Source organism: Chitinophaga flava (assembly GCF_003308995.1).
GTDB classification, from domain to species: domain Bacteria; phylum Bacteroidota; class Bacteroidia; order Chitinophagales; family Chitinophagaceae; genus Chitinophaga; species Chitinophaga flava.
The window spans coordinates 2,004,588-2,031,211 of sequence record NZ_QFFJ01000001.1; the positions used below are offsets into that span (position 1 = coordinate 2,004,588).

A 26,624-nucleotide genomic window follows, 5' to 3' on the forward strand; every position below is an offset into this window, starting at 1 on the left:
ATGGTAACGATCACGCCTATACGTGTCAGCGATCATTATGAACTGCTGGCTGCCATGATGAAAGAACTGCATCTTTCTGAACTGGACTTCTTTCATAAAACAGCCGCCTGGGAAAACATCCGGGCCGACTATATGCAACATGTGATCTCCACACAGGAAGAATACGACGGTACCTGCCTGCTGGCCACGCAAGACAACGAACCGGCAGGGTTTATCTTCGCCTATGTGGAAGAACCCGACGAAAGCCGCATTGAAGACTATACCGGTAATACACTCTATGTGTCCGACGGATATGTAGCCCCCGCTTTCCGAAGAATGGGCATCTACCGTCAGCTCAACGATGCACTGGAAGCCATCTACATCCGTAAAGGTATCCGCAGGATTGTACGTTATACGCTTAGCAACAACCACCGGATGCAGCAGTTCCTGGCCTCTCAGCAATATGAACCGGTCAGAGTGGTTTACGAAAAATGGCTAACGCCAGATGGCAAGGATACTATACGATTATTTCCAGAGCAATAAGATTATTCCTATTTCACATAAAAAAGAGTGGGAGAAGCATGATGCTTCTCCCACTCTTTTTTTATCAAAATTATTCACCAACTCATTCCAGTGAATGATCTTTATTGATAGTTTTACCTGTCCATGCCTTCTGTGCCGTCCACTCAGCTGCCGGTGAAGACCAGTAAGGATGATGCGCCCGCAGGCCCAGGTCCAGAAAACCGGTAGTACATAAATAGAGGCTGCCCGTAGAGGTATATACATCCGCTATCTCAGGCTGATGGCCACAAAAACCAATCTGCAGCCAGCCATTTTTATCGAAGGTACCTGGTGTATCAAAAATTCGTTTATTCACTGCCGTTAGTGCACAACGTACCTGTGCAGGTGTTAGTTCTGGCGGCAGCTTTCCCTGCAGCACGAGCTGTGTAAGTGCCTGAAAAGCCGCATTCCGGTACGGCATCGAGCGGCCCACCACCGGGAATGTACCTTCCGGAGATATCTGCCGCTCCAGTATCACTCCATAACGTTGCATCCGCTTCAGCGCCAGCTCATACTGTTCTTTACTGCCCTCCTGATGATCAACCAGCACTTTCAGCACATCTACCAACATAGGCTGTATCACGAAGGAATTGTAATAGTCATAATGGAAATGAGCACCGTCACCATACATACTGTCGCCCTTATACCATTCCATTATTTTCTCAATGGCAAAGTCCACCGGCTTGCGGTCCCAGCCACCATTGAACTGCAGCAGCGCCACTTCAATCATGGCTGCAAACAGCACCCAGTTATTGGTACTGAATGTTTTGATGCTCCGCAGACTTTTAAAGGCTTCTATCACCTGTTGTTTGGTGGTATCGGAGAGTGGCTCCCACAGCCACTCCGGAGCCCTCAACAGTCCATGCGCCATAAAAGCTCCGTCTACCAGCGGTTGCGGATCAAACTTGTTGGTGAAGTTCATAAAATCCGGTGATGCCGGATCTACCGCCATCGCGATGGCTTTCTGTGTTTTCTCCAGCATCAGGATACGGCGGCTGCCTTCCATCGTATTGTCAGGTCCCAGCTCCAGCCAGGGGGCCAGCCCCGCCAGTGTTCTGCCGAATGCCTCCAGGTAGGTGACCTTGTCAACCGGTTTGCCATAATGCGGAGCCACGGCCGTAGGCATGGTAGCCTTGAGTTGTCCTTTAGCAAGACTGCTTATTACGGGATCGCATATACGAAGTAACAGATTCAGGTTATACTCTCGGTCGTTGACTGGCACAGGGCCGGCTATATCCGCCAGTATATTTTTATCCGTTTTCAGGGAACCGGCGATGCCGGCCATGGGTACTGCTTTCAGAAAAAATCGTCTGTCCAAGGTATTAGTTATTTAGCCCATTGCTTGTACCGCAGGAGCGCTTCCACAAAATAATAATCCGCATAGGTCAAAGGAACGTCTACTTCAGATTTATGAGGCAGAGAGCCGACACTATGCATCAGGATAAACTGATTATTTTCTCCTTCTTTAGCCAGATAAGCAGGACTGCAGAGGCTTGTCAGCATTTTCTCTGCAGCATTCCAGTAGCGTTTGCCTTCCGTTTTATTGGTATAGCGACTCAGCTCCAGGAGTGCAGAAGCAGCTACCGCACCGGCAGAAACATCCCGCAAGGCATTGGGGATATCCGGTGCGTTGTAGTCCCAGTAAGGAATCAGATCTGCCGGCATATGCGGGTTGTTGAGAATGTATTCTGCAATATGACGGGCCTGGTTGAGATAAGATTTGTCTTTGGTATCACGATACATCACGACGTAACCATACAGTCCCCATGCCTGTCCGCGTGACCAGGCAGAGCTGTCGGCAAAGCCCTGGTGTGTCCTTTTCTGGAAAACGTCTCCGGTAGCAGGATCATAGTCGATCACATGATAAGAGCTGTAATCCGGACGGAAATGGTGTTCCATGGTAGTGTTGGCGTGGGTACGTGCAATCATGGCATAACGGGGATCGCGGGTTTCACGGCTGGCCCAGTTCAGGAGTTCCAGGTTCATCATGTTGTCGATGATCACCGGAAACTTCCAGGTGCCATGGTCCCATGACTTGATACAGCCTACTGTAGAATTAAAGCGGGTAGCCAAGGAATTGGCACTGGTGATCAGGATACGTTTATAAGCGGTATCACCGGTGATACGCAGGGCATTGCCAAAGGGACAATACATCATAAACCCGAGGTCGTGGGTGCGGGTGTTGTACTGTTCTTTTTTGCAGAGCTGCATACGTTTGATGGCTTCTGCTTTAAAGGCAGGATCTTTCGTGTATTCATACAGGTACCAGGTGGTGCCGGGATAAAAACCGGATGTCCACCAGGTGGAGTTGGAGGTCATCAGACTGCCGTCTTTATTAGTGGTGCGGGGCATTACACTATCCGGCACATGGGTCATCATCCCCTTATATTGTCTGGCGGCAAACTGTAATGTTTCATCCGCTTTACGAAGCAATTCCTGGTTGGCTTTACCAGACTGTGCATACGATTGCACGAACATCGCCGGCAGCATCAGCAGGGTAAAGAACAGATTCTTTTTCATAAAAAGTTAGTTATAGGTTGAATCATTTTTTTTTCGTGACGGCTTTGATGCTGCCGGCACTGGATTCCCTTGCTATCAGTTGAATAGGTATAATCTCCTGTGAATAACGGGGAGTTCCTGTTTGTTTGCTGGTAATAAGTTCCATCAGGGCGGCCACTACTCTTTCTCCCATCATGGCGGGATATTGATCAATGCTGGTAACAGGTGGTGTTACGATTTCAGTCCGCGGGTCATTGGAATAGCCTACGATCTTCAGATCTTCCGGCACCCTGATATTTTGTTTCCGGCAATATTCCATAATCGTGATGGCCGTGGTATCGTTGGATGCGAAAATCCCATCAGGATAAGGCTTCTGCGCGAAAATTTTCTCACAGGTCTGCCAGGCATTATCACGGGTAAGCTCCTGATAGAAAACCCTTGTTTTTTTGAAAGGCAGTTTATGTTGCTGCAATGCATTTTTATACCCCGTTACTCTTTCGAGGTACAGGTTACAGCTCAGCGGTCCGGAGATATGCACGATATCCCGGCATCCTCTTTCAATCAGGTGACTGGTGGCTGTAAATCCGCCCAGGTAGTCATCTCCCTTGATCACCTTTACATTATAATCTTTGGGTACCCGGTCAAAAAATACCAGTGGTATGTTATTGTCTTTGAAGATATCGAAGTGGGAGAAGTCGGTGGTATACAGGGTAGTGCTTACCACCAGGCCATCTACACGGGCAGAATACAGCGTATTGACCAGGGTTACTTCCTGATCATAGGAATCGTTGGACTGGCAGATGATCAGGTTGTAACCATGTTCCTGTAATTTATTCTGGATAATGGTACTGATAGTGGCTGGAAAAAACATGGAGATACGCGGGACGATCAATCCGATGGTCTTGCTTTTATTGTTGCGCAAGCCGGCAGCCAGCGCATTGGGACGGTATCCCAGCTTACGGGCCATTTTTTTAACCCTGTCTTTCGTACGTGCGCTGATGTTAGGATTGTCGTTCAGTGCGCGTGATACAGTAGATACCGATAATTTCAGTTCTTCTGCAATATCAACGATTGTTTTTTCTGTGCGTTTGCTCATGTATTAGCCATTAACTGTAAAAGTTCTCATTATCTGCCCATCCAGCCGCCATCTACGGTGAGTATGGTGCCGTGTACATAATCTGAAGCCCTTGAAGCCAGGAATATAACGGGGCCTGCAAAATCTTCAGGCTCACCCCAGCGTCCTGCCGGTATTCTGTCAAGAATGGAGCTGCTGCGTTTTTCATCTGCCCTCAGGGCGGTAGTATTATCCGTGGCAATATAACCGGGTGCAATAGCATTCACGTTCACTCCCCTGCTGGCCCATTCGTTGGCGAATGCTTTTACCAGCGAGCCTACAGCGCCTTTGCTGGCGGCATATCCCGGTACGTTGATCCCACCCTGGAAGGTGAGCAACGAGGCCGTAAAGATAATCTTTCCGGCGCCTCTTTCAATCATGCCCTTTCCTATTTCACGGGTAAGGATAAACTGAGCATTCAGGTTGGTGTTGATTACCTCGTCCCAGTACTCGTCAGGGTGTTCTGCTGCGGGTTTGCGCAGGATAGTACCTGCATTGTTTACCAGGATGTCTATCTGCTTTACTTCCTGCTGCACCTTGCCAATAAAGGCATACAGCGATGTACGGTCAGAAAGATCGCACTGGTAGGCTTTAAAACTACGACCCAGCGCGGTCACTTCTTTTTCCACCTCGCTCCCGCTCAGTTCCAGCGAGGCTGATACCCCAATGATATCTGCGCCGGCAGATGCCAGTGCTACAGCCATCGCCTTACCTATGCCACGCTTGCAGCCGGTTACCAGCGCTGTTTTTCCTTTCAGTTGAAACAGGTCCATATGATCAGTTATTGTATCGTTACTTTAATCGGTTCCTTTATTTTTTGTGCAAAAGCTTCCAGATAACTAAACCACTCCGTGGCAGAAGTGATCCGCCCTCCCTTGTTCCAGGCAGCACCGGTATAATATACGTAGGGATGCTGACTATTAGCGGTACCAGGACTCAGCAAATGCACATTGTCTGTTTTCATACCAGGTACTGCTGCGGGGAAAACACATCCCAGGCCCAGTGTACCATCTTCTCCATGCTGTGGTTCCCAGTAGCCCATCACGCCGTTCTTTTCATCCAGCAATACAGAGCCCGGGTCTTTGCGTTTCACGATGCCAGTCACCACAGGCAGCTGGTCACCTTTAAAGTTGTACTGCACCTGCATTTTGTTCAATTGAGAACCAGCATCCAGGGAGATGGTTTTGGTAACGGACACGGGTATATTTCCAGCCTGCCAGGTGTCATAAGTCAGTGCAAAAGTGGTACGCAGCGGGCCATTGTCCAATCTTTTCCAGGTACGATAGTTTTTCGGGAAATAGATCGAGTCTTTGCCATAAGGTGCTGTATCACCAGCGCCCAGGGTAAGTCCTACACTGTAATAGTCCAGCCCCTGGCCATTATCATGATGATAGTTATCCAGTTTGTACCAGGTATCTATCACCATATCCGTAGTACGTTTAGCCCATACGTCAATACCATAGGCCATTTCCTTCGGTGTCTTCTCCAATGCCGGGCCATACATACGGTAGGCCATACGGTCATTTTCCCAGGCATAGTCATCTTTGCGCTCCGGCACAAAACGACCATAGGCCCTGGCTTTTACAGGAGCAGGGCTGCCTGCTTTTACTGCCAGATATTTGCTGGCCGCTGGCGCGATGTTGACCAGCAACAACACTTTTTTCGGAGTTTTACCACCCTCATATATCAACTGGTAAGGGATCTCCTGATCATACAGTACATCCGTTACCTTAAAGGATTTACGGGCTTCCTTGTCCAGTTTGGCCACAAACTGATCGTAAGGAATCTCAACGATCTCATCTTCACGGTAAAGACCGGTAGTATTGGTGAGGGTGATATCACCTGAACTGCTTTTACGGAGATCATACTTTATCAGTTCCGAGCCGGCTAACAGGAAAGCACCTACGCCGTATACTTCCGAATCATCGGCTGTAGCTTTACCTGGAGCGGCAGCTACTACCTGTACAAAGCCCAGTTTACCATTGGGTTGCACACAGTCTGTCAGCGCCTGCCATCCTTTACGGATAACCGGCATAAAATCTTTTTCCGGCAGGATACCGTTGTTAACACCCCACGTCAGCGCATATACGTAAAAACCGGTACCGCTGGTTTCTTTAGCCGGATAGCTTTCAGGGTCCAGGAGGCTGGCATGCCAGGTGCCGTCAGCTGTTTGCAGCGCTGCAATGCGGTAGGCCATCTTTTTAAACAGGTCTGTAAAACGGGCCCTGTTGGCATAAGTGGCCGGCATATTATCCAGCAAACGGGCCAGGCCACCCATTACCCAGCCATTACCCCGGCTCCAGAATACTTTGGAACCGTTCTTTTCTTTCTGATCGAAATAACGGGCATCGCGGTAGTAAAGGCTGTCGGCCTTATCAAATAAAAAGTCAGTTGTTTTCCACCACAGCTTATCGGCTGTTTCCAGGTACCGGGGATCACCGGTAGCGGTGGAGAGGTAGCCCAGTGCTGGCGGGCCCATAAACAGGGCATCACACCAGGCCCATTCACGATGATGGATACCGTTTTTCCAGTCCAGCGGTTCTGTATGCGGAGCAGCCACAATACTATCTGCCAGCTGGCGGAACTTTGTGATCATCACCGGGTCTTTGTATGCAGTATACAGCTGCGCATACATTTGACCAATACAATATTCATCGGCGAAAAAACGGTCCGGGCCTGTATTCCAGTCGTTATCGCTGCCTATCTGCATCAGCCGTTGTGTATAAAAGGGGTTGACGGTGATTTTGCTGAGCGCCACCATTCCGGCATACATGGCACCGTTGGTCCAGTTGGTTTCCGGATTGGCCCAGCCTTTATTGTGAATGAACTGCCATTGCCAGTTGGCTACTTTCTCCATCTGTGAACGGATGGACTGCGCCGTGAAGATGTCCGGCCCGGGCGCCTGTACAACTGTTTGTACCGGCGTGGCAGCACACAGTCCCACTTGCAGGACCGACAGGCCCAACAGACTTCCCGCAATGATGTTTTTCATTTTCATGATAAATTGGTTGATCGGGTTTAACGTAATTCGCTGATCTTGCAATGGTCCATGTCGCCATAGTCCAGGTTTTCACCAGCCATGCCCCAGATAAAGGTATAGTTGCTGGTACCTGCACCGGAGTGTACTGACCAGGGTGGAGAAATCACAGCCTGCTCGTTCTGCATCCAGATATGCCTTGTTTCCTGGGGCTGTCCCATAAAATGGCATACTGACTGCCCTTCCGGTACTTCAAAATAAAAATATACTTCCATTCTCCGGTCATGTGTATGTGCCGGCATGGTATTCCAGACACTCCCGGCTTTCAGCTCGGTCATGCCCATCTGCAGCTGGCAGGTTTCCAGTACTGAGTTCACCAGCAGTTTGTTGATGGTACGGTGGTTAGATGTTTCCAGTGCGCCCAGCGTTACTATTTCTGCTTCGTTTTTGGATACTTTACGAGTAGGATAGGTATGATGGGCAGGGGTGGAATTGAGATAGAATTTGGCGGGCTGGCTCGCATCTTTACTGTGAAATGCGACGTTTTGTTTGCCTTTACCAATGTAAAGGGCTTCCTTGAAGCCGATTTCAAATTGTTCTCCATCTACTTCCACCATGCCGGGGCCGCCAACATTGATCATGCCCAGCTCTCTTCTCTCCAGGAAATACGAGGCTTTCAGCAGATCAATCGTTTGCAGAATAATCGCTCCCTTTACCGGCATTGCACCTGCAGTCAGGTAACGGTCGTAATGGGTATGCACCCAGGAAATCTGGTCTGCCTCAAAAATTTTTTCGATCAGGAATGCCTTTCTCAGCGCTTCGGTATCCATGCCTTTCACCTCAGCCGGACTGCTGGCATACCTTGATTCATACTGTGTGCTCATATCGTAATTGTTATTGTTGATTTTCATTCGTTCCTTACAACGGCAGCGCCCATCCCTGCACTATTCGTGCGGGCACTCTGATTTCATTGGTTTCATTCCAGCTGTGTCACGGAGGCGTACGGCTGTCTGTTGGCGGCGATGCGGCTTGCCGGCAAAAACTAACGTGGCACTGCCTCTTCCGGATAGCAGTCATTTCCGCATTGTTCACTGTTTGACCGGCAGGCTTCTGTTATGCCTTACCGTGTCAGCATATCTAAAAGTAATGCAAACGTTTGCAAAATACAAAGTATTTAGAGAAAAAAAATCCAGCTGCTTGAAAAGTAATTTTTACACCTCCCTTCAAACAGAGAACACCCGGTGTATTCTCCGGGTGTTCTATCATATTTTTAGTGTCTTCCGAAAATCCTGTAAATGATTGTAGTCCAAGGCAGTCAGCTATCGTTTCATCGTAAAACCAATTCTATAACGCGCCTGTAGGGCCTGGCCTTTGGCCTTCAGTGTAACCCTCGACACTGCACTACCCCATACTGAAGAAAGCCGGATATCATCAATGGCCTGCCTGTCAACCACCACTTCAAACAAAGCGGGATCATAAGTCATCAACAGCCGGGCCTCACTACCTTGTAATACTACCGTTCCGGGAGTAGCGGTATCTACCGGCAATGATGTCATAAAATGCAGCATATACGGAGCTTTCCAGGATTCCAACTCATAAGACTCTGCCAGCTGTAAACCGGATGATGAGGGGGTAAAGGTGAAGGTCCGCTTCAAAGCCTTTACCATAGCTGCTTCCGGGTAGGCCGCTGCAATATCCATACTCAGCACCTTACTGGTACGGTTGTCCTTAAAGGATACATCCTTAGCCTGAAACCTGCGCCCATCCTGTTGTTGAACACCATTCACCGTCGGACAGTTATGCCACTGGGACTGCATATACCACAACTTGTACCGGTCTTTGCTGAATGTTTGTTTGGTATAGGTACCAACCCCCACATCGATAATAGCGGGTTTTCCATCCATATACAATACAAAATTGCCGATATCATTGTGGTTATGGCTTTCTGCATTATGACCACCTTTGGCAGCAAAATACAAGCCCCTGGCACGGCCTGCTTCAGAACGCAGCGACAACACCTGCAGATCGGGCAACCAGTTCACATCGGTAAAAGGCGCTGCCGGCTGTGCAGCCAGCAAAGCAGTGCGGCACTCCAGATCATATATGAAAAACAACAACGAACTGGTATTGATACGCGTAGTATCCCGGTTGGCCAGCCGGTAGAGATAAGCAGCAAATCCCTTCATCAGCGGGTCCTGGAAAGTCTGGCTATAGAGATATACCGTATGCGGCGGCGGAATAGTGCTGGCAGAAGCATCTGCAAAGTTCACAAACCGGCTGCTGTCGATATGCATCTTGTAGATATATGCGCCGATACGATGTATCAGCTCATTATCCCGGAAACTCACTTTGCCACCGGAAGCACTGTTCAGCCAGTTCACAAATTCAATCAGCTTGCCACCGGCATGTCCCCAGTAACTGGGACCTTCATCACAGCCTCCATCTTCCGGATAACCATTCAGAAAAAAGTCGGCACTGCGCACTGCTTTTTCAATCACTTTATTGCGTGTATCCGTCTCATTTACCACCAGTAACGCTGTCTGCAGCACATTCGTATTAACCCAGATATTCCAGTTGTTCATCGGTTTACCATTGAATCCCATCCACCAGTAATCATTCCGCTCCAGGAAAGGCACAACGATACGCCGGTTCAGTTCATAGGATATCCGTTTGTTGATCATCGGAGAATACTTATCCAGCTGTTCCCGCAGCAGAAACTGGGTCCAGCTGATTGCTGCGGCTGTTTCCCCGGCTACCAGATCGATCACCTGTTCTGCCGGATCAGCCAGGTCTGTACCGGCTTTCTGGACACCGATATGCGCCGGCAACACCCAGGTGCTTTCTTCCAGGATAGCCCATAGTCCGTTTGCAATCTGCGGGATATACTTCCCGTTGCCATCTGCCAGTTCTCCCACTACCAGCACCGACAGCACTCTACGCCGCTCTGACTGTACAGTTTCAAAATTCACCCGGTTACCATTATCGCGGTACTGTAAATACAACGACGCCGGTAATGCAGGCCAGGTAAAGCTCATCGCTTTGTCCGCCTCCTTCACCAATGTTTGACGGGTAGATGCCGGCAATTGTTGTATCGCTGTTATAATAGCGGAATACCGTTGTTCCCGCCAGCTGTCAGTGGCATTAAAAGCTGTATTGCCACCGGCTTTTTCCCAGGCCGCATGCAGGTAATTGCGTGCTGCTTTATGGTCTTGCGCGGTCACATACTGGCAACCTACCCATAACATCAACAATAAAAACGTGAAGATCTTTTGAATGCGCATACAACAATTGTTTGAGGTAAGATAAAAAATATGCTGCAGGTTTTTCAAGATAACTGTTATCGTAAACCTGCTCCCCACAGTTATTTCATCAAAAAAATATCAGTATACACTCAAAAAATACCAGTCTTTACACTACTGTTTTTTTAACCTGTTAAGCACTACATTTAAATCATAATTCATTCGTAACTTGCCACCATCAAACGTTACAGCGTGTTTGGCAAATAGTCAAAATCTTATCATGGATTAACATTATAGTATTAACAGCCGGTAACGTTATTTACTACTTTAGCCTTTATGAACACTTACTTACAAATTCATCCGAATGATAATGTGCTGGTTGCCCTACAGGATATCCCGGCCGGGACCAACATCTCATTTAATGGTCACGACATACAGCTTCAGCAAAATATTTCTGCGAAACATAAATTCCTGATCAATGATATCAACAGCAACGAGCCTATTACCATGTACGGCGTACTGGTAGGCAAGTCCACCCGTTCATTGAAAAAAGGAGAAATCATCACTATTGAAAATATTGTACACGATGCCAATGCATTCCATGAAAAAGACAGCTCTACTGCCTGGGAAGCACCGGATGTAAACAAGTGGAAAAACGCCACCTTCATGGGTTATCACCGTGAAGACGGACAGGTAGGCACCCGTAACTACTGGCTGGTAATACCACTGGTTTTCTGCGAAAACAGAAATGTCAATGTTATCAAAACAGCTTTCGAAAAAGGGCTGGGATTTGCGCCTGCAGAGGTTTACAACGAACAGGTGCAAGACCTCGTATCCCTTTACAAAAGCGGTAACATTGATGCCATCAAACAATACGAAGCAGGCAATATAACGGAAACGACTAAACGCAATGTTATATTTCCCAATATAGACGGTATTAAATTCCTGACGCATGAAGGCGGTTGCGGTGGCACCCGGCAGGATTCAGACGCTTTATGCGCACTCCTGGCAGGTTATATCCACCACTCCAATGTGGCAGGTGCTACCATCCTCAGTCTGGGTTGTCAACACGCACAGGTATCCATTCTGCAGGAGTCTCTGAAAAAGCTTAATCCACAATTCAACAAACCTGTACTGGTATACGAACAGCAGAAAAGTGCTTCTGAATTTGCCATGCTGTCTGCGGCCATCAAAGACACGTTCCTGGCGCTGATAGAAGTCAACAAACAAACCCGTCAGCCCAGCCCGCTGTCCAAACTGGTTATCGGACTGGAATGCGGTGGCTCCGACGGATTTTCCGGTATCTCTGCCAACCCTGCGGTAGGTCATACTTCCGACCTGCTGGTAGCGCTCGGCGGCACTTCCATCCTGTCCGAATTCCCCGAGCTGTGTGGTGTAGAACAGGAACTGATCAACCGCTGTGTAACCCAGGATACATCTGATAAATTTATCCGTATCATGAGAGCATATGAAAACCAGGCCCAGTCTGTTGGCTCCGGTTTTTATATGAACCCCTCTCCAGGCAATATCAAGGATGGTCTGATCACTGACGCCATCAAATCTGCCGGTGCAGCTAAAAAAGGCGGTACCTCCCCCGTGACTGACGTGCTCGACTATACGGAATATGTTACCAAACCAGGTCTGAATCTGTTGTGCACACCCGGCAACGATGTAGAGTCTACCTCTGCTGAAGTAGGCTCCGGCGCCAACGTGGTACTGTTTACCACCGGCCTCGGTACACCCACCGGCAACCCGATCGCTCCTGTAGTGAAACTGGCCACCAACACCAAACTGGCCACACGCATGAAAGATATCATCGACATCAATACCGGCACCATCATCAGCGGCGAACACAGCATCGCTGAAATGGGCGAACAGATCCTTGAATACGTCATTAAAACGGCCAGCGGCGAGGTACATACCAAAGCTGAACAACTGAACCAGGATGACTTTATTCCGTGGAAAAGAGGCGTATCCCTGTAACGGTGATGGATGTGATAAATACTGATGCTCCTGATGAGCGAAGATTAATTAAGTAGATTAGTTAAGTAAATAGAAACTTCAGGCGGACTAAAAAGCATATACCCGTTATATGCTTTTTAGTCCGCCTGAAGTTTTGGATATGTATGTCTGTTATTGTTTTGGTACCGTAATGGTTGGGGCCCATTGGAAATAGCCATATAGTGTTTGATTATTTCCAGACTCATCCAACGTATATAGCGCAAAATTTATCATAAATGCTTCGGTTCCAGGTTGACCTACAGTTGCTTAAACTGGAAATGACAGCTTAACAACGCAAAATTGCTTTAAGGTATTTTCACCTAAAAAAGAAGGCTGACCCAAATGCCTTATTTTGCTTTTTGGTCAGCCCCGTTTATTGTTGATTATTGAAAATCTATGTACATCATTCCATTCATTCATCACCATTCAATCTTCGCCCATCAGGAACATCAGTATTTATCACACTAATCACAGTTTCACCTGTTCCATCTTCGGTGCAAAGAAATGCATCACTGTCCATGCCAGGAGGTAAGCAACACCACACATCGCAAAGAGAATATTATAGCCAATACCGATATGGTCCAGGCCTTTATAGTAATCCAGCATGCTACCGATCACGATGGGGAAAAGTGTACCACCAATGGAACCTGCCATGCCGCCAATACCTACAACAGAACTGACAGCCCTTTTAGGGAACATGTCTGAAGCAGTGGTGAAGATGGTGGCTGACCATGCCTGGTGTGCAGCAGTAGCCAGACTGATAAGCGCCACAGCAAACCACAGGTTGTTGGTATACTGTATAAATACGATAGGTACTACACAGCAGGCAAATATTAGCATAGACACTTTACGGGCCTTAAAAATGGGCCATCCGGTTTTAATCAGATAGGAAGAAAGCCATCCTCCACCGATGCTGCCGAAGCTGGTGACAGAATAAATGATGATAATCGGTAAGCCCAGGTTGGCTTTGAGGTCTACATGGAAAATAGATTCAAGGTAACCGGGCAGCCAGAAAAGGAAGAACCACCAAACCGGGTCTGTGAGCAGCTTTCCAAACACAAAAGCCCAGGTTTGTCTGATACCCAGCAGTTTTCCCCATTTTACCGGCTGAGGGGCAGCTTCTTCTACTTCCTGGTCAGAGTGGATATAATCAAATTCTGTTTTGCTCACTCTTTTCTGACGGGCAGGCACTTCATAATAAACCCACCATAATATCAGCCAGATGAAGCCAATGGCACCGGTCCATAAGAAAGCATGGCGCCAGCCGTGGTTGCGGGCCAGCCAGTATACCAGTACAGGACCTACTACTGCAGCGATGTTGGAACCACTGTTGAATATACCCGTAGCCAGGGCCCTTTCTTTTTTGGGAAACCATTCCGCAGTGGATTTGATAGCTGCAGGAAAGTTACCCGCTTCACTGATGCCCAGTATAGAACGTACTACGCCAAAGCCCATGGTAGAACGCACCAGCGCATGTGCCATCGCCGAAAGGCTCCATACAACGATGGAAATACTGTATCCTTTTTTAGAACCCATTTTATCTACCAGCCGCCCAAAAAATAATAACCCCACAGAATAGGCTGCAGAGAAGATCATCACCAGGTTACTATAATCTTTTTCCGTCCAGTTAAATTCGCTTGAAAGATCACTTTTCAGCAAACCAAGCACCTGCCTGTCAATATAGTTGATTGTAGTAGCAACAAATAGAAGCGCACACACACGCCAGCGATAGTTACCTAAAGTTGTGGAATTCATTTCGGCTGATTTGGAAAATTATAAGTTGGCTTCAAGTTACGGCTTAGGCCCGAGAAATGCAATCGTTTGCATGATTTTATCTTTTAGCGATGCCCAATCTCTACTATCGATCATCGATTTAGACAACAAATTGCTGCCCATACCTACGCAAACCACACCGGCATCAAACCAGGCGTTCATACTGATATGGGTAGGCTCTACACCACCAGTAGGCATAAATTTCATCTGTGGAAAAAGTGGCTTGATAGCCTTTACATAACCTGGTCCCAGTACATTACCAGGGAACAGCTTTACCAGCTTAGCCTGCTGTTTCTCTGCCACAGAAACTTCTGTGGGAGTCATACAGCCAGGGATCCACAGTATCTGTCTGGAACGGCAATAAGCGCCGGTTTCAGGATCCGTAACCGGACAAACAATAAAATCAGCACCCAGTTCTGTATACGTGGCTGCATCAGTCGCGTTTTTAATAGTACCGATACCCAGATAGAGGTCCGGCATTTTAGCCTGTTTCAGCTCCCGCAGCCTGGCGAAATTCTGCTGCGCATTAGCGCCCCTGCTGGTGAACTCAAATACCCGCAGCCCACCGTCATAACAGGCCTGTAATACTTCACAGCAAACATCAGCATCTTCATGGTAAAAAACAGGGATGATACCGCTCTGCTCAAATGCAGCTATAATAATCTCCGGTTGTGGTGCCATACTAAATCAGTTTTAATATATCCTCGGCAGAGGTGGTGTTAAAATCTCCTTTCACAAAAAACTTGGAATAGGCGGCAGCAGCAGCATAAGAGATGATGCCCTGATCGTCTTTCCCCTGCAGTTGGGCATGGATAAGGCCTGCCATAAAACAGTCGCCGCTACCTACCCTGTCTACCACATCATTGGTTTCATATTCCCGGGAAATGCTCACCTGTCCGTTATGATAGTAGAAGGCGTAATATAAATTGTGTGTAGTTGCCTTACTGAAACGGAAGGTGAAGGCCACCCGTTTGCAGCGTTTATACTGCTCCGTTATTGCCGCCGCCACTTTCATGGCTTCCTGCAGATAGGCTTCCCGGGTATCGGCTTCCAGTGCAGCCGTATCCAGCGGGGTGTCCAGCATATTATTGGCAGCCCAGATATTACCCATCACTACATCACAATATGCCACCAGCTCCGGCATCACTTCGTGGGGCTTTTTGCCGTATTGCCACAGTTTGCTGCGGTAGTTAAGATCAGTGGAGATGGTCATTCCTTTACGGGTAGCTGCTTCCAGCACTTCTTTGCAGATCAGCACCGCATCCGGGTTCAGTGCCGGGCTGATAGCACTCCAGTGAAACCATTCAGCATCTCCCAGCAATTCGTCCCAGTTCACCGTTCCCGGCACTATCTGGCTAAAGGAAGAGTACTTGCGGTCGTACACTACTTCCGCATGTTTAAGGTCGCTGCCCTGGGCCAGGTAATAAATACCAATACGGTCGCCGCCCCATAACATCCTGTCGGTGGCAATGCCCCTGTCGCTCAGCTGCCGCAGCACGTCTTTCGAAAAACCGTTTTCCGGTACTTTGCTGATATACGCCACCGGCGTACCCCAACGGCCCAATGCCGCAGCTACATTGGCTTCTGCGCCGCCTACATAAACAGCCGAGGTGTTATTGGCCAGGTCAGGCGACAGGCGTAACAGCAGCTCACCAAAGGTGATAACTTTTACAGACTTCATCTAAAAATCAAAATATGCTTTAGCGTTGTAGTAACAAATATCCTGGACCATCTTCCCTAACCACGGAATGTCGTTGGGCAATTCACCGTTTTCCACATCACGGCCAATGAGATTGCACAAAATACGACGAAAATATTCATGGCGGGGAAAAGATAGAAAACTCCTGGAATCTGTCAGCATACCTACAAAACGGCTCAGCAATCCCATATTGCTCAGGGTATTGATTTGTTTCTCCATACCATCTTTCTGGTCGAGGAACCACCAGCCAGACCCGAACTGGATTTTACCAGGCACGGTGCCATCCTGGAAATTGCCCGCCATAGTGGCAAACACTTCATTCCAGGCCGGATTGAGATTATAGAGGATGGTCTTTGCCAGTTTATCTTTCTTATCCAGTTCGTTAAAGAAGGCACTCATAGCTGATGCCATGTTCCAGTCGCCGATGGAGTCCACACCTGCATCTGCACCCAGCAGCTGAAGCAAACGGGAATTGTTGTTACGGATGGCGCCAGCATGAAACTGCTGTGCCCAGCCTTTTTCGTGATTCCATTCGCAGATCTGCAGCAGCAGAGCCGTCTTAAACTGCTCGCTTTCATGAGCGGTGGCAGGCTGGTTTTGCCGGGCCTGGGAGAAAATATTGTCCAGCTCTTTTTGCGTGTAAGCCGCAAAGCTGAAGGTATTAATACCATGGTCGCTCAGCCGCCCGCCCATTTCGTGGAAATAATCATGTCGCAGGCGCAGGGCTTCCACCAGATCATTATAAGACCGTATGTCTTTGTTAGTTACTTCCGCCAGCTTATCCACAAAAGCGTTGAACATGCCCGGGTTTTCCACAGCCATGGCTTTGTCTGGCCGGAAAGTAGGCAACACGCGGGTACTAAAAGGCTGATGCGCTACCGCCCGGTGATGTTCCAGCGAATCAGTAGGGTCATCGGTGGTACATACCACTTCCACTTTAAAATGTTGCAGCAGGGCCTGGGTAGAGAGTTGTGGCAGCCTTTCATTGGCCTGTTCCCAGATTTTAGGTGCAGTGGCTTCGCTCAGGAGATCCGTGATACCGAAAGGATTTTTCAATTCCATATGCGACCAGTGATAGAGCGGGTTACGCATGGTATAGGGTGTGGTAGCCGCCCAATGTCTGAATTTCGTATAGTCATCAGCGTTGCCTGTGATAAACGTTTCCGCCACTCCATTGGCACGCATAGCGCGCCATTTGTAATGATCGCCCCTTAGCCAGATGGCAGTGAGGTTCTCAAACACCTTATTTTGGGCTATTTCGTCCGGAGGCAGGTGATTATGATAATCTATCACCGGCATAGACTGTGCATAATCAAAATATAGTCGTTTAGCAGTTTCTGTTTGCAGTAAAAAATCTTCGGTCAGAAATCCCTTCATATACTGTGATTAGTTTTTTTGTTGCTGCAGTTGCATAAAGTTTTTCACACCGTTTTTCATCAGTTCTTCGAGGTGGACAGCCACTGTTTCCGCAAAATGAGGAATAGTAGCCAGATCTGACTCCCACAGTTTCTCATCTGCACATACCCGCTCTGCCAGTTGCAGGACTGAAGTATAACTGGCCCAGTGGGCAGCAAAAATGGCGGCGTTATCATCAGTGATCGTGTATTCTTCTGTACCACGCATACCGAAGTATTTACCATCTTCAACACGGGTGGGCTTCAAAAACAGCACCATGGCTGCGAAGCCAAGACTCATGTATTCGGGTATGGTTTTATATTGATGATAATAACGCACGAGTGTACGCACATTACGCGCATTCATTTTGGAACTTTCCTGGAAAGTAATGCTGATGAGCTTGTGTGCGATGAATGGATTGGCAAAACGGTCCAGTACGTCCTGTGCGAAGCTGGTGGCTTGCGGACAGGTATCCTGGATAGTAGGCAGTATCTCCCGGAGTATCACTTCATGGAAGAAATGCCGCATGTATTCATCCTGCATACATTCATATACTGTATTTAATCCTGAAAGGAAGGCCAGTGGCACCGCCGCCGTATGACTACCATTCAGAATACGGAGTTTCTGCTCCCTGAATGGAACAATGCTGGGTGTAATCAGCATCCGCTCATCAGTCTTATGAAAACCCAGTACAGACCGTATATGTTCATCTCCCTCTATCGCCCACAACAGGAAAGGTTCCACTTCAATCCACAGTTTGTCTGTGTATCCAGCCTGCTGCTCTATCTCCGCCAGATTACGGGGTTTACCCGGCACAATACGGTCTACCAGTGAATTACAGAAGTGATTGTCTGTTTCAATCCATTGTATGAAAGCAGCTGGCATGTCGTTATAAGCTGCCAGCTTTAATACGATTTCTTTTAATAAACGCCCATTGTCTACCACCAGTTCAGTAGGCACTATCACAAAACCCGTGTTGGCACGGCCCTGGAAGTAGTCGTACCGCTCTTTCAGCACTGCCAGTAATTTGCCGGGGAAAGAAGCCGGTGCTGACGCCCCGATTTTCTCCGGTACATACTGGATGCCTACTTCCGTGGTATTGGAGATGATGGTTTGCAACGCCGGCTGCTGAACCGTTTCCAGCACAGCCTGCCAATCTGCATTCGATTGCAAAACCCGGCTAATAGAAGAATTAATCAGTACCTGGTCAACCAGTTCTCCCTGGGCAATTCCTTTGATATGCGTGGTAAAAAGGCTGTCCTGGCTGCTGAATTCGGTAGTATCCCCATCGGTAGACTTTACCACCACAATACGGCCTTCATAAACACCATTACGGTTGGCCTTGTCAACCAGATAATCTACCAGTCCGCGCAACAGCACACCGGTACCAAACTGCAGGATCTTTTCCGGGAAATGGAAGTTTTTTTCATGAACGCCGGAATTTGCACTGCTTAATATATACTCTTTATTTAATGTATGCAGCATTGCTTCTAAATTATGCTAAATAGGTTCTTGACACATTAAATATATAATGTTGATTTAACAAATTGTAGTGTGTGGACAAATATTAGCTAAAACTGGTTAAAATGATACAATCCGCATAATCAGTCTCAATGCCCCCATTAATTCTATCAATAGGCGTTTGCCTGGATTTTCAGTAAATTTGCGTCCTTAAACTTTTAAAAAATGAGCAAGCATGGTAAAGTGCTGGTGGCCATGAGCGGTGGTATCGACAGTACCGTTACAGCGCTGATGTTGCATGAACAGGGCTATGAAGTGGTGGGCATCACCATGAAAACCTGGGATTATGCTTCTGCTGGTTCCAGTAAGAAGGAAACCGGCTGCTGTAACCTCGACTCTTTCAATGATGCCCGCGCAGCCGCGGTACATCATGGATTTCCACATTTTGTGCTGGACATCCGCGACGAATTCGGGGACTTTGTCATCAATAACTTCGTAGACGAATATATTGCAGGACGTACTCCCAACCCCTGTGTGCTGTGCAATACCCATATCAAATGGCGCGCCCTGATGAAACGGGCCGATGCCATGGACTGTGATTTTATTGCTACCGGACACTACGGTCAGATCCGCCGCCACGACAACGGCCGCATGGTAATCAGCAAAGGCATCGACGAAACAAAAGACCAGAGTTATGTGCTGTGGGGCATCCAGCAGGATGTACTTTCCCGCACCCTCCTTCCTTTGGGTAAATACCGCAAAACAGAAATCAGGCAGATGGCCTTCGACTTCGGATACCCCGAACTCGCCAAAAAAGCAGAAAGCTATGAAATCTGCTTCGTGCCCGACAACGACTACCGCGGATTCCTCAAAAGGAAAGTAGATGGCCTGGAAGAAAGAGTCAACGGCGGCAATTTTGTGCTCGCTGACGGCACTATCGTGGGTAAACACAAAGGTTACCCCTTCTACACCATCGGTCAGCGTAAAGGCCTCGATATCGCCCTCGGACGCCCTGTGTTCGTCACCGAAATCATTCCGGAAACCAACACCGTCGTTCTCGGCAACGAAGATGAACTGAGGAAAAACGAAATGTTTGTAAGCGGCCTCAACATGGGTAAATACGAAACCATCACCGACGGTTTCGAAGCCATTACCAAAATACGGTATAAAGATCCCGGCGCACTGAGCACCCTTTACAACGAAGACGGTAAAGTAAAAGTCAATTTCTTCGAAGACGTGAAAGGCATAGCCCCCGGGCAATCCGCCGTATTCTACGAAGGCGACGACGTAATCGGCGGTGGTATCATCCAACGCGGCCCGATCACATTATAACAACCTTTTTCATCATAAACAGAAAGGGCGGGAATTTATCCCGCCCTTTTTATGTATTTTAGTTTGATAACCGCAATTGTATGCACCCACTACCGAATATATTCCCTGAACTCCACACCCAAAGGCTGGACCTGATCGAACTGCAACCCTCCCATGCCGCTGATATTCTCGAACTCTTCGGAGATCAACGCGTCACGGAATATTACCATGTCATGCCGCTCAAAAGCATACTGGACGCAGAAAGAGTAATCACCTACTTCCATCACCGCTATAAAGACCAGCTGGGCATCCGGTGGGGCATCACCCTCAAAGGTCAATCCAAACTCATCGGTACCATCGGCTTCAACAGCTTCCCCCAAATACACCGCGGCGTCATTGTATACGCCCTCGCCCATCCCTACTGGGGCCGTGGCCTCATGACCGAAGCCATCCTCGAAATGGTCAGATTCGGCTTCCGGGAATTACAGCTCAGTCGCATCGAAGCAGAAGTAATGCCCGCCAACATACCTTCTGAGAGAGTGCTCGTTAAAAACGGTTTCCATCAGGAAGGAACGCTTAAAAAATGGATGGAATGGGACGGACGGCTGTTTGATATTAATATGTGGGCGCTGGTGAAAGAGTGACGTTAATCTTTTAATAATTGTTTGAGCTCCTTGACTTTGTTCATGAAAGCATCTATCTGAGGAGACCGACAATTTTTTTCATAACAATGGATTTCCACCAAGTTACATGACAAAAAATTTCATCGCCAAAACCTTTGACAAAAAAACTATTGTCAAAAATATAACCCATTGATTACGAAAATCTTACAGCAAACATTGTATCCGCCCCCTGACCATAACCAGCAATAACCCCACCTTCCTGCTTCCGTAAAGCACTGTTCTCCTCGATATACTGCACTACATCCTCATTCTCCTGACGGAAAACGGAACAGGTAATATAAATCAACGCTCCCCCTTTTTTCAGGAAGGGTATAACGTTATAGGCTATACGTTTTTGTAACTGCTGGTATTTCAGGATTTCTTCCTGATTAAAGAAGCTGACACTTTCCGGTGTACGGCCCCAGGTGCCGGAACCGCTGCAGGGTGCGTCGAGGATAATACCGTCAAACTTCTGCTGGCCCATAGTAGCAGGGAAACGGTCAGCGGTAAGATCGGCCACACGGGCTTCGTATTGTTTGATACCGGCGGCGGCAAAACGTTGTTGCAGATTCTCAAGAATGGAGCGGCGTACATCGCTAACCAGCAGCTTTACACCGGGTTGCTGATCTTTCAGCAGGATGGATTTGCCCCCGCTGGCAGCGCAACAATCCCACCACTGCTCGTTTTTACCCGGACGAAACAAATTGCCGGTCTGCTGACTGGAAGCATCCTGTACTTCATACCAGCTCTTTTCGGGCAACAGGGTTTCTATTTTGGTACCATTCGGTAAAGCAATGGTGGCGTTATTCTCAAATACTTCATAGTGTACGGCAGCTTGTTGCAACAACTTCAACACCTTGTCCAGCTTGTTATTCCGTACACGGATAAACAACCGCGGCTGTTGCAGAAACGACAATCCAAATGCCTCCGTATCCACGGCGGGAGACAGCTCCGTCACCAGCGGAAAAATACGTTCAGCCGTTACCGGTAGTCCCAGTAAAGCGGCCTTCTCTTCCAGCGGCAGCTGTATTTGCTCGTCCCAAGCGGGTTGGAGCGCCTTCAGTAAATCGGTGGAAGTATGTTCACACAAAAAGGTACCGGCCAGGATACGTTCGTTTAAGGGTAGTTCCTTACCCCAATGGCCTAAGCGATAGTAATGATATACCAGCTGGGAAATCCAGCGCCTGTCGCGGCTTCCCATATAGGGGTGCTCCTTGAAAAAAGCTTTCAGGAAATGATGTAACGGAAGGCTGCCCTGATAGGCGCCGATAATTTTTGCTGCTGATGCTAAGTAATTCTCCCAACGGGTCATACGCAAAGATATCCTAAAAAAACGGGGCGAAGATTGCTCTTCGCCCCGTTTATTATCTTTTGATGCTGTTAGAGTTTCAGCAGTGCTTTCAGTGGATCTTTACCGAACAGCAGCTGTTCAGGATTTTCCAGCATTTCTTTTACTCTTACGAGGAAGCTTACCGACTCACGACCATCGATGATACGGTGGTCGTAGCTCAGTGCGATGTACATCATTGGGCGGATTACTACCTGACCATTTACTGCCATCGGACGATCCTGGATTTTGTGCATGCCCAGGATAGCGGATTGTGGGATATTGATGATCGGAGTGCTCATGAGGGAGCCGAATACGCCACCATTGGTGATGGTGAAGGTACCGCCGGTCATTTCAGGAATAGTCAGTTTGTTTTCACGCGCTTTGGTAGCGAGTTCCAGTACCGCTTTTTCGATGCCGGCCATATCCAGGCTCTCCGCGTTGCGGATTACCGGTACTACCAGACCTTTTGGAGCGGATACGGCGATGGATACATCGCAGTAATCGTGATATACCAGTTCTTCACCGTCGATGTAAGCGTTTACGGACGGGAATTCCTGTAAGGCGAAGCAGCACGCTTTAGTGAAGAAGCTCATAAAGCCCAGGTTCACTTCATGTTGCTTTTTGAATATGTCTTTGTATTTAGCACGCAGCGCCATGATGTTGGTCATGTCTACCTCGTTGAAGGTAGTGAGCATAGCGGTGGTGTTTTTAGCTTCTACCAGGCGGCGGGAAACAGTTTTACGCAGGTTGCTCATTTTTTCACGGCGTTCCTGACGGCTGAACATTTCCTGGCCGATAGCTACTCCCGGATTTTGCAGAGCGGCATATACATCATCTTTCATGATTTTGCCGTGTGCGCCGGAACCTTTGATGGTAGCCGGGTCTACATGTTTGTCTGCAATAACGGCAGCAGCTACTGGGGTAGCTTTGATATCATTGGGGATACTGGTCACCGGTGCCTGTTGAGGCTGTGGTGCCGCTGCTTTGGCGGGCTGTGCTGCCGGTGCGGCCGGAGCAGCTTTACCTGCCGGACGGGCAGCGCTGGTATCTATTTTGCAGGCGATGTCGCCTATCTTTAAAGTATCACCTTCTTTGGCAACCAGGATCAATACGCCGGCTTCTTCTGCATTCAGTTCAAAAGTGGCTTTTTCTGATTCCAGCTCACATACCACTTCATCTCTTTCTACATAATCACCATCTTTTTTGGTCCATTTCACCAGAGTTACTTCGCTGATAGACTCACCTACCGTAGGTACTTTCATTTCAATAACCCCTTTGTTGACAGCCGGTGCTACGGGAGCTGCCGGTGCTGCTTCGGTAACAGGTGCTGCAGGCGCTGCGGCCGGTGCCGCCTCCTGTGCAGGTGCTGCTGCCGCTGTATCAATTGTACAGGCCACATCACCAATCTTCAGCGTGGCTCCTTCCTGTGCTGCAATCTTCAGGATACCTGCTTTTTCTGCATTCAGTTCGAAGGTGGCCTTTTCAGACTCCATTTCACACAACACCTCGTCCTGCTGCACATAATCTCCGTCTTTTTTCAACCACTTTGCAATTGTTACCTCGCTAATAGATTCTCCTACCGTAGGGACTTTGATTTCGATAACCATATTTTATCAGTTGATGGTGAACCAGTGTCTGGCTGCTGACATTTACGCATCGATAAAGGCTAACAGCTCAACACTTGTTTCTGTTTATTGTTTGCTGTTTTAATTAGATGTTGAAAGCGGTATCAATGATCTGCTGTTGCTCACGGGCATGCACTTTGGCATAACCGGTAGCAGTAGATGCACTCGGATTACGGCTGATAACACCATAGTTGATCTGCTTCAGGTTCATCTGCAGATAAGCTGCAGCACCCATGTTCAGCGGTTCTTCCTGCACCCAGAAGAAGGTAGCACCCTTGTATTTCTGCGCAATCACTTCCAGTTGTTTCACTGGCAGCGGATACAGCTGCTCCAGCCTTACAATGGCTACGTCTTTACGATCTTCCTTGGCCTGTTTATCGCTCAGGTCAAAATACATTTTACCAGTACACAGCAACACTTTCTTCACGGTTGAAGCATCAGTGATAAACGGATCGTCCAGCACTTCCTTGAATCCACCCTGGGTAAATTCTTCCATGGTAGAATAAGCACCGGTATGACGCAGGTTAGCTTTTGGAGAGAAGTTGATCAGCGGTTTGCGGAACTGCCAGGTAAGCTGACGACGCAACGCATGGAAGAAGTTAGCTGCAGTGGTAATATTGGTAATCACCATATTTTCTTCCGCACAGGTTTGCAGGAAACGCTCCGGACGGGCATTGGAGTGGTCAGGCCCACCACCTTCATAACCATGAGGCAGCAACATTACCAAACCATTCTGTGTCGTCCATTTTTGTTCTGCACTGCTGATATACTGGTCAATAACGGTCTGGGCGCCATTTACGAAGTCGCCGTACTGCGCTTCCCAGATCACCAGGCTGTTGGGGTTGGCCATTGCATAGCCATATTCAAAGCCCAGTACACCGTATTCACTCAGCAATGAGTTGTATATTCTGAATTTGCCTTGTTTCTCAGTGAGATTACTCAGGCGGTTATAAGTTTCGTTGGTATTTTCATCAAACAATACCGCATGACGGTGGGAGAAGGTACCGCGTTTTACGTCTTCACCACTCATCCGCACGTCTTTGCCTTCAATCAGGAGGCTTGCATAGGCCAGCAGTTCACCGGTAGCCCAGTCCACCTTACCTTCTTCCTGGTATAATTTGATTTTGTCCTGCAGCAGTTTGCTCACCTTGCGCAGTGGCACGAAGTTTTCCGGCCATTTCATCAGGGCGTCAAACAGATTTTTGAAATCTTCTTCCTTGATAGCAGTAACAGGAGAACCTTCGAAATCCTGCGGGGTTGCTTTACGCAGTGCCTGCCACCATTCTTCCGGTTTCTGGTTAGCATAAGGCAGCGGATGTTGTTTTACCTCATCCAGACGTGCCTGCAGATCATCCCAGAAAACTTTTTCCATTTCTTTCGCCATGGCCTGAGCATCAGACTCACCGTTATTGAGCAGGTACTGAGTATATACTTCACGCGGATTCGGATGTTTATCGATCAGCGCATAGAGACTGGGTTGGGTGAATTTAGGTTCGTCACCTTCGTTGTGACCGTGTTTACGGTAGCACACCATGTCAATGAAGATATCTTCATTGAACTCCTGACGGTAACGGGCGGCCAGCTGGGATACTTTTACCACTGCTTCGGCATCATCACCATTCACGTGGAATACTGGTGCCTGCACGATAGAAGCAACGCTGGTGCAATAGTCAGAGGAGCGGGCATCATCAAAGTCGGTAGTAAAACCGATCTGGTTGTTGATCACAAAGTGAATGGTACCACCTGTGGAGTAACCTTTCAGTTTGCTCATCTGCTCCACTTCATAAACGATACCTTGTCCGGCCACGGCGGCGTCGCCATGGATGAGGATAGGCAGTATTTTATCGTAGTCGCTGTCGTAAATAACGTCTGCTTTACTGCGTGCAAAACCGATCACGATCGGGTCTACCACTTCCAGGTGGGAAGGGTTAGGCATCAGTTGCAGGTTCACCGCATTACCGGAAGGTGTAGTAACCTGAGAACGGAAGCCCAGGTGGTATTTTACGTCACCGCTGCCCATGGTCATGTCCGGAACGGCCAGGCCTTCAAATTCGTTGAAGATCTGTTCGTAGGTTTTGCCCAGGATGTTGGCCAGTACGTTCAAACGGCCACGGTGTGCCATACCGATTACGGATTCTTTTACTCCGTATTCTGCGGCAACATTGATCATGGCATCCAGCGCCGGGATAGTGGATTCACCACCTTCCAGACCAAAGCGTTTCTGACCAATATATTTGGTGTGCAGGAATTTTTCGAAAATAACGCCCTGATTCAGCTTCTGCATCACCCGACGGCGCTGCTCCAGCGATAAAGGCTGTGTCATTACCTTTTCAAATTCCCTTTCCAGCCATTTGGATTTATCACGGTCGTTGATATAGGTATACTGAATACCTACAGAACCAGCGTAGATTTTTTTCAGGTAGGCAACAATATCTTCCAGGGAAGCTTGTCCCAGGCCGATCACAGTACCTGCGTAGAACTGGGTTTTGAGATCAGCATCTCCCAGTCCATAGCTGGCAAGGTCCAGATTGGCCCTTCTGTCTTTCCTTTCGCGGATAGGGTTGGTTTTAGCAATGAGATGGCCCTTTTTACGATATGCCTGGATCAGGCGGTATACGCCCAACTCCTTGGCCAGTTGATCACCACTCACCGGCAAAGAGCCGCCGCCTGCTGCCGTAGCCGCACTTACCGCTTTACCATTTGCAGTGGATACCGCAAAATCAAATCCTTCAAAAAATTTCACCCAATCAGGGTCTACAGAGTTGGGATCTTTGAGGAAATCCTGGTATAACGATTCAATGTAAGCAGGATGTGAATTGGTGACAAATGAGAAGTCCTTCATTTACAACGAGTTTTGCTGATCTTCAGTTCAAATACTTTTCTGTTGGTGTCCCGATATATTAATATATGGGATTGCAAATATCGCTCGTTTTTTAATACAGAGGATGGAAAAAATGAGAAAATATCATATGATTTCCTCTGATTGTAAAGATGATTT

Annotated in this window: 19 protein-coding genes and 1 pseudogene; 4 read left to right on the forward strand and 16 right to left on the reverse strand. The window is 48.1% G+C overall.

Annotation, left to right across the window (positions count from 1 at the left end; translation table 11 throughout):
- Positions 1–522 carry a GNAT family N-acetyltransferase gene (locus tag DF182_RS08015; RefSeq protein ID WP_113615124.1) on the forward strand — a complete coding sequence of 174 codons (522 nt, stop codon included), beginning with the start codon at positions 1–3 and terminating at the stop codon, positions 520–522.
- 82 nt (positions 523–604) lie between these two features.
- On the opposite strand, the gene DF182_RS08020 is transcribed toward DF182_RS08015, so the two are convergent.
- The 7 genes from DF182_RS08020 to DF182_RS08050 all read right to left on the reverse strand — a co-directional run bounded on the left by DF182_RS08020 (position 605) and on the right by DF182_RS08050 (position 10,411).
- Entirely contained in the window at positions 605–1,858 is a 1,254-nt protein-coding gene (locus DF182_RS08020) for a DUF2264 domain-containing protein (RefSeq protein ID WP_113615125.1), read from the reverse strand.
- 8 nt (positions 1,859–1,866) lie between these two features.
- Positions 1,867–3,060, reverse strand: coding sequence for a glycoside hydrolase family 88 protein (locus DF182_RS08025; RefSeq protein ID WP_113615126.1), 1,194 nt, complete (start codon positions 3,058–3,060; stop codon positions 1,867–1,869).
- Positions 3,061–3,082: 22 nt separating this feature from the next.
- A complete protein-coding gene (locus tag DF182_RS08030) occupies positions 3,083–4,135 on the reverse strand; it encodes a LacI family DNA-binding transcriptional regulator (RefSeq protein ID WP_113615127.1) in 1,053 nt (350 codons plus the stop codon).
- A 29-nt stretch (positions 4,136–4,164) separates the two neighbouring features.
- Positions 4,165–4,926, reverse strand: a complete 762-nt coding sequence (kduD, locus tag DF182_RS08035) for a 2-dehydro-3-deoxy-D-gluconate 5-dehydrogenase KduD (protein WP_113615128.1) — start codon at positions 4,924–4,926, stop codon at positions 4,165–4,167.
- A gap of 8 nt (positions 4,927–4,934) precedes the next feature.
- Complete coding sequence (locus DF182_RS08040; protein ID WP_113615129.1) at positions 4,935–7,151, reverse strand: DUF4861 family protein; 2,217 nt, start codon at positions 7,149–7,151, stop codon at positions 4,935–4,937.
- A 20-nt stretch (positions 7,152–7,171) separates the two neighbouring features.
- Positions 7,172–8,014: a 5-dehydro-4-deoxy-D-glucuronate isomerase gene (gene kduI, locus DF182_RS08045; RefSeq protein ID WP_113616812.1), complete on the reverse strand. Its 843-nt coding sequence runs from the start codon at positions 8,012–8,014 to the stop codon at positions 7,172–7,174.
- Positions 8,015–8,449: 435 nt separating this feature from the next.
- Complete coding sequence (locus tag DF182_RS08050) at positions 8,450–10,411, reverse strand: heparinase II/III domain-containing protein (RefSeq protein ID WP_113615130.1); 1,962 nt, start codon at positions 10,409–10,411, stop codon at positions 8,450–8,452.
- Between the two features lie 294 nt (positions 10,412–10,705).
- Here DF182_RS08050 and DF182_RS08055 point away from each other — a divergent pair, with 294 nt between their 5' ends.
- Positions 10,706–12,352, forward strand: a complete 1,647-nt coding sequence (locus DF182_RS08055; RefSeq protein ID WP_113615131.1) for a UxaA family hydrolase — start codon at positions 10,706–10,708, stop codon at positions 12,350–12,352.
- A gap of 150 nt (positions 12,353–12,502) precedes the next feature.
- Here DF182_RS08055 and DF182_RS32850 read toward each other — a convergent pair.
- From DF182_RS32850 to DF182_RS08085, 6 genes and pseudogenes are all read right to left on the reverse strand, one after another.
- Positions 12,503–12,622: pseudogene (locus DF182_RS32850) on the reverse strand (AidA/PixA family protein); the annotation flags it as partial.
- Between the two features lie 216 nt (positions 12,623–12,838).
- The gene (locus tag DF182_RS08065; RefSeq protein WP_113615133.1) at positions 12,839–14,125 is read right to left on the reverse strand and encodes an MFS transporter; all 1,287 of its coding nucleotides are present in this window, start codon (positions 14,123–14,125) and stop codon (positions 12,839–12,841) included.
- Positions 14,126–14,161: 36 nt separating this feature from the next.
- Positions 14,162–14,824, reverse strand: coding sequence for a beta/alpha barrel domain-containing protein (locus tag DF182_RS08070; protein ID WP_113615134.1), 663 nt, complete (start codon positions 14,822–14,824; stop codon positions 14,162–14,164).
- A gap of 1 nt (position 14,825) precedes the next feature.
- Positions 14,826–15,824: a sugar kinase gene (locus DF182_RS08075; protein WP_113615135.1), complete on the reverse strand. Its 999-nt coding sequence runs from the start codon at positions 15,822–15,824 to the stop codon at positions 14,826–14,828.
- Complete coding sequence (gene uxaC, locus DF182_RS08080) at positions 15,825–17,219, reverse strand: glucuronate isomerase (protein WP_113615136.1); 1,395 nt, start codon at positions 17,217–17,219, stop codon at positions 15,825–15,827. It abuts the gene before it with no gap.
- A 9-nt stretch (positions 17,220–17,228) separates the two neighbouring features.
- Positions 17,229–18,722 carry a tagaturonate reductase gene (locus DF182_RS08085; protein ID WP_113615137.1) on the reverse strand — a complete coding sequence of 498 codons (1,494 nt, stop codon included), beginning with the start codon at positions 18,720–18,722 and terminating at the stop codon, positions 17,229–17,231.
- Positions 18,723–18,923: 201 nt separating this feature from the next.
- Here DF182_RS08085 and mnmA point away from each other — a divergent pair, with 201 nt between their 5' ends.
- Together mnmA and DF182_RS08095 are read left to right on the forward strand one after the other, a co-directional pair.
- Positions 18,924–20,030: a tRNA 2-thiouridine(34) synthase MnmA gene (gene mnmA / locus DF182_RS08090; RefSeq protein WP_113615138.1), complete on the forward strand. Its 1,107-nt coding sequence runs from the start codon at positions 18,924–18,926 to the stop codon at positions 20,028–20,030.
- 80 nt (positions 20,031–20,110) lie between these two features.
- The gene (locus DF182_RS08095; RefSeq protein WP_113615139.1) at positions 20,111–20,653 is read left to right on the forward strand and encodes a GNAT family N-acetyltransferase; all 543 of its coding nucleotides are present in this window, start codon (positions 20,111–20,113) and stop codon (positions 20,651–20,653) included.
- A 172-nt stretch (positions 20,654–20,825) separates the two neighbouring features.
- Here DF182_RS08095 and DF182_RS08100 read toward each other — a convergent pair whose 3' ends face one another.
- The 3 genes from DF182_RS08100 to DF182_RS08110 all read right to left on the reverse strand — a co-directional run bounded on the left by DF182_RS08100 (position 20,826) and on the right by DF182_RS08110 (position 26,468).
- A complete protein-coding gene (locus DF182_RS08100) occupies positions 20,826–21,983 on the reverse strand; it encodes an RsmB/NOP family class I SAM-dependent RNA methyltransferase (protein WP_113615140.1) in 1,158 nt (385 codons plus the stop codon).
- A gap of 68 nt (positions 21,984–22,051) precedes the next feature.
- A complete protein-coding gene (gene odhB, locus DF182_RS08105) occupies positions 22,052–23,608 on the reverse strand; it encodes a 2-oxoglutarate dehydrogenase complex dihydrolipoyllysine-residue succinyltransferase (protein ID WP_113615141.1) in 1,557 nt (518 codons plus the stop codon).
- Positions 23,609–23,711: 103 nt separating this feature from the next.
- On the reverse strand, positions 23,712–26,468 hold the full coding sequence (locus DF182_RS08110) for a 2-oxoglutarate dehydrogenase E1 component (RefSeq protein WP_113615142.1): 2,757 nt from the start codon (positions 26,466–26,468) through the stop codon (positions 23,712–23,714).
- Between the last annotated feature and the right edge of the window lie 156 nt (positions 26,469–26,624).

Coding starts and splice junctions, on each gene's coding strand:
- DF182_RS08015 (WP_113615124.1), top strand. CDS start 1: ATGGTAACGATCACGCCTATACGTGTCAGCGATCATTATGAACTGCTG.
- DF182_RS08025 (WP_113615126.1), bottom strand. CDS start 3,060: ATGAAAAAGAATCTGTTCTTTACCCTGCTGATGCTGCCGGCGATGTTC.
- DF182_RS08030 (WP_113615127.1), bottom strand. CDS start 4,135: ATGAGCAAACGCACAGAAAAAACAATCGTTGATATTGCAGAAGAACTG.
- kduD (WP_113615128.1), bottom strand. CDS start 4,926: ATGGACCTGTTTCAACTGAAAGGAAAAACAGCGCTGGTAACCGGCTGC.
- DF182_RS08040 (WP_113615129.1), bottom strand. CDS start 7,151: ATGAAAATGAAAAACATCATTGCGGGAAGTCTGTTGGGCCTGTCGGTC.
- kduI (WP_113616812.1), bottom strand. CDS start 8,014: ATGAGCACACAGTATGAATCAAGGTATGCCAGCAGTCCGGCTGAGGTG.
- DF182_RS08050 (WP_113615130.1), bottom strand. CDS start 10,411: ATGCGCATTCAAAAGATCTTCACGTTTTTATTGTTGATGTTATGGGTA.
- DF182_RS08055 (WP_113615131.1), top strand. CDS start 10,706: ATGAACACTTACTTACAAATTCATCCGAATGATAATGTGCTGGTTGCC.
- DF182_RS08065 (WP_113615133.1), bottom strand. CDS start 14,125: ATGAATTCCACAACTTTAGGTAACTATCGCTGGCGTGTGTGTGCGCTT.
- DF182_RS08070 (WP_113615134.1), bottom strand. CDS start 14,824: ATGGCACCACAACCGGAGATTATTATAGCTGCATTTGAGCAGAGCGGT.
- DF182_RS08075 (WP_113615135.1), bottom strand. CDS start 15,824: ATGAAGTCTGTAAAAGTTATCACCTTTGGTGAGCTGCTGTTACGCCTG.
- uxaC (WP_113615136.1), bottom strand. CDS start 17,219: ATGAAGGGATTTCTGACCGAAGATTTTTTACTGCAAACAGAAACTGCT.
- DF182_RS08085 (WP_113615137.1), bottom strand. CDS start 18,722: ATGCTGCATACATTAAATAAAGAGTATATATTAAGCAGTGCAAATTCC.
- mnmA (WP_113615138.1), top strand. CDS start 18,924: ATGAGCAAGCATGGTAAAGTGCTGGTGGCCATGAGCGGTGGTATCGAC.
- DF182_RS08095 (WP_113615139.1), top strand. CDS start 20,111: ATGCACCCACTACCGAATATATTCCCTGAACTCCACACCCAAAGGCTG.
- DF182_RS08100 (WP_113615140.1), bottom strand. CDS start 21,983: ATGACCCGTTGGGAGAATTACTTAGCATCAGCAGCAAAAATTATCGGC.
- odhB (WP_113615141.1), bottom strand. CDS start 23,608: ATGGTTATCGAAATCAAAGTCCCTACGGTAGGAGAATCTATTAGCGAG.
- DF182_RS08110 (WP_113615142.1), bottom strand. CDS start 26,468: ATGAAGGACTTCTCATTTGTCACCAATTCACATCCTGCTTACATTGAA.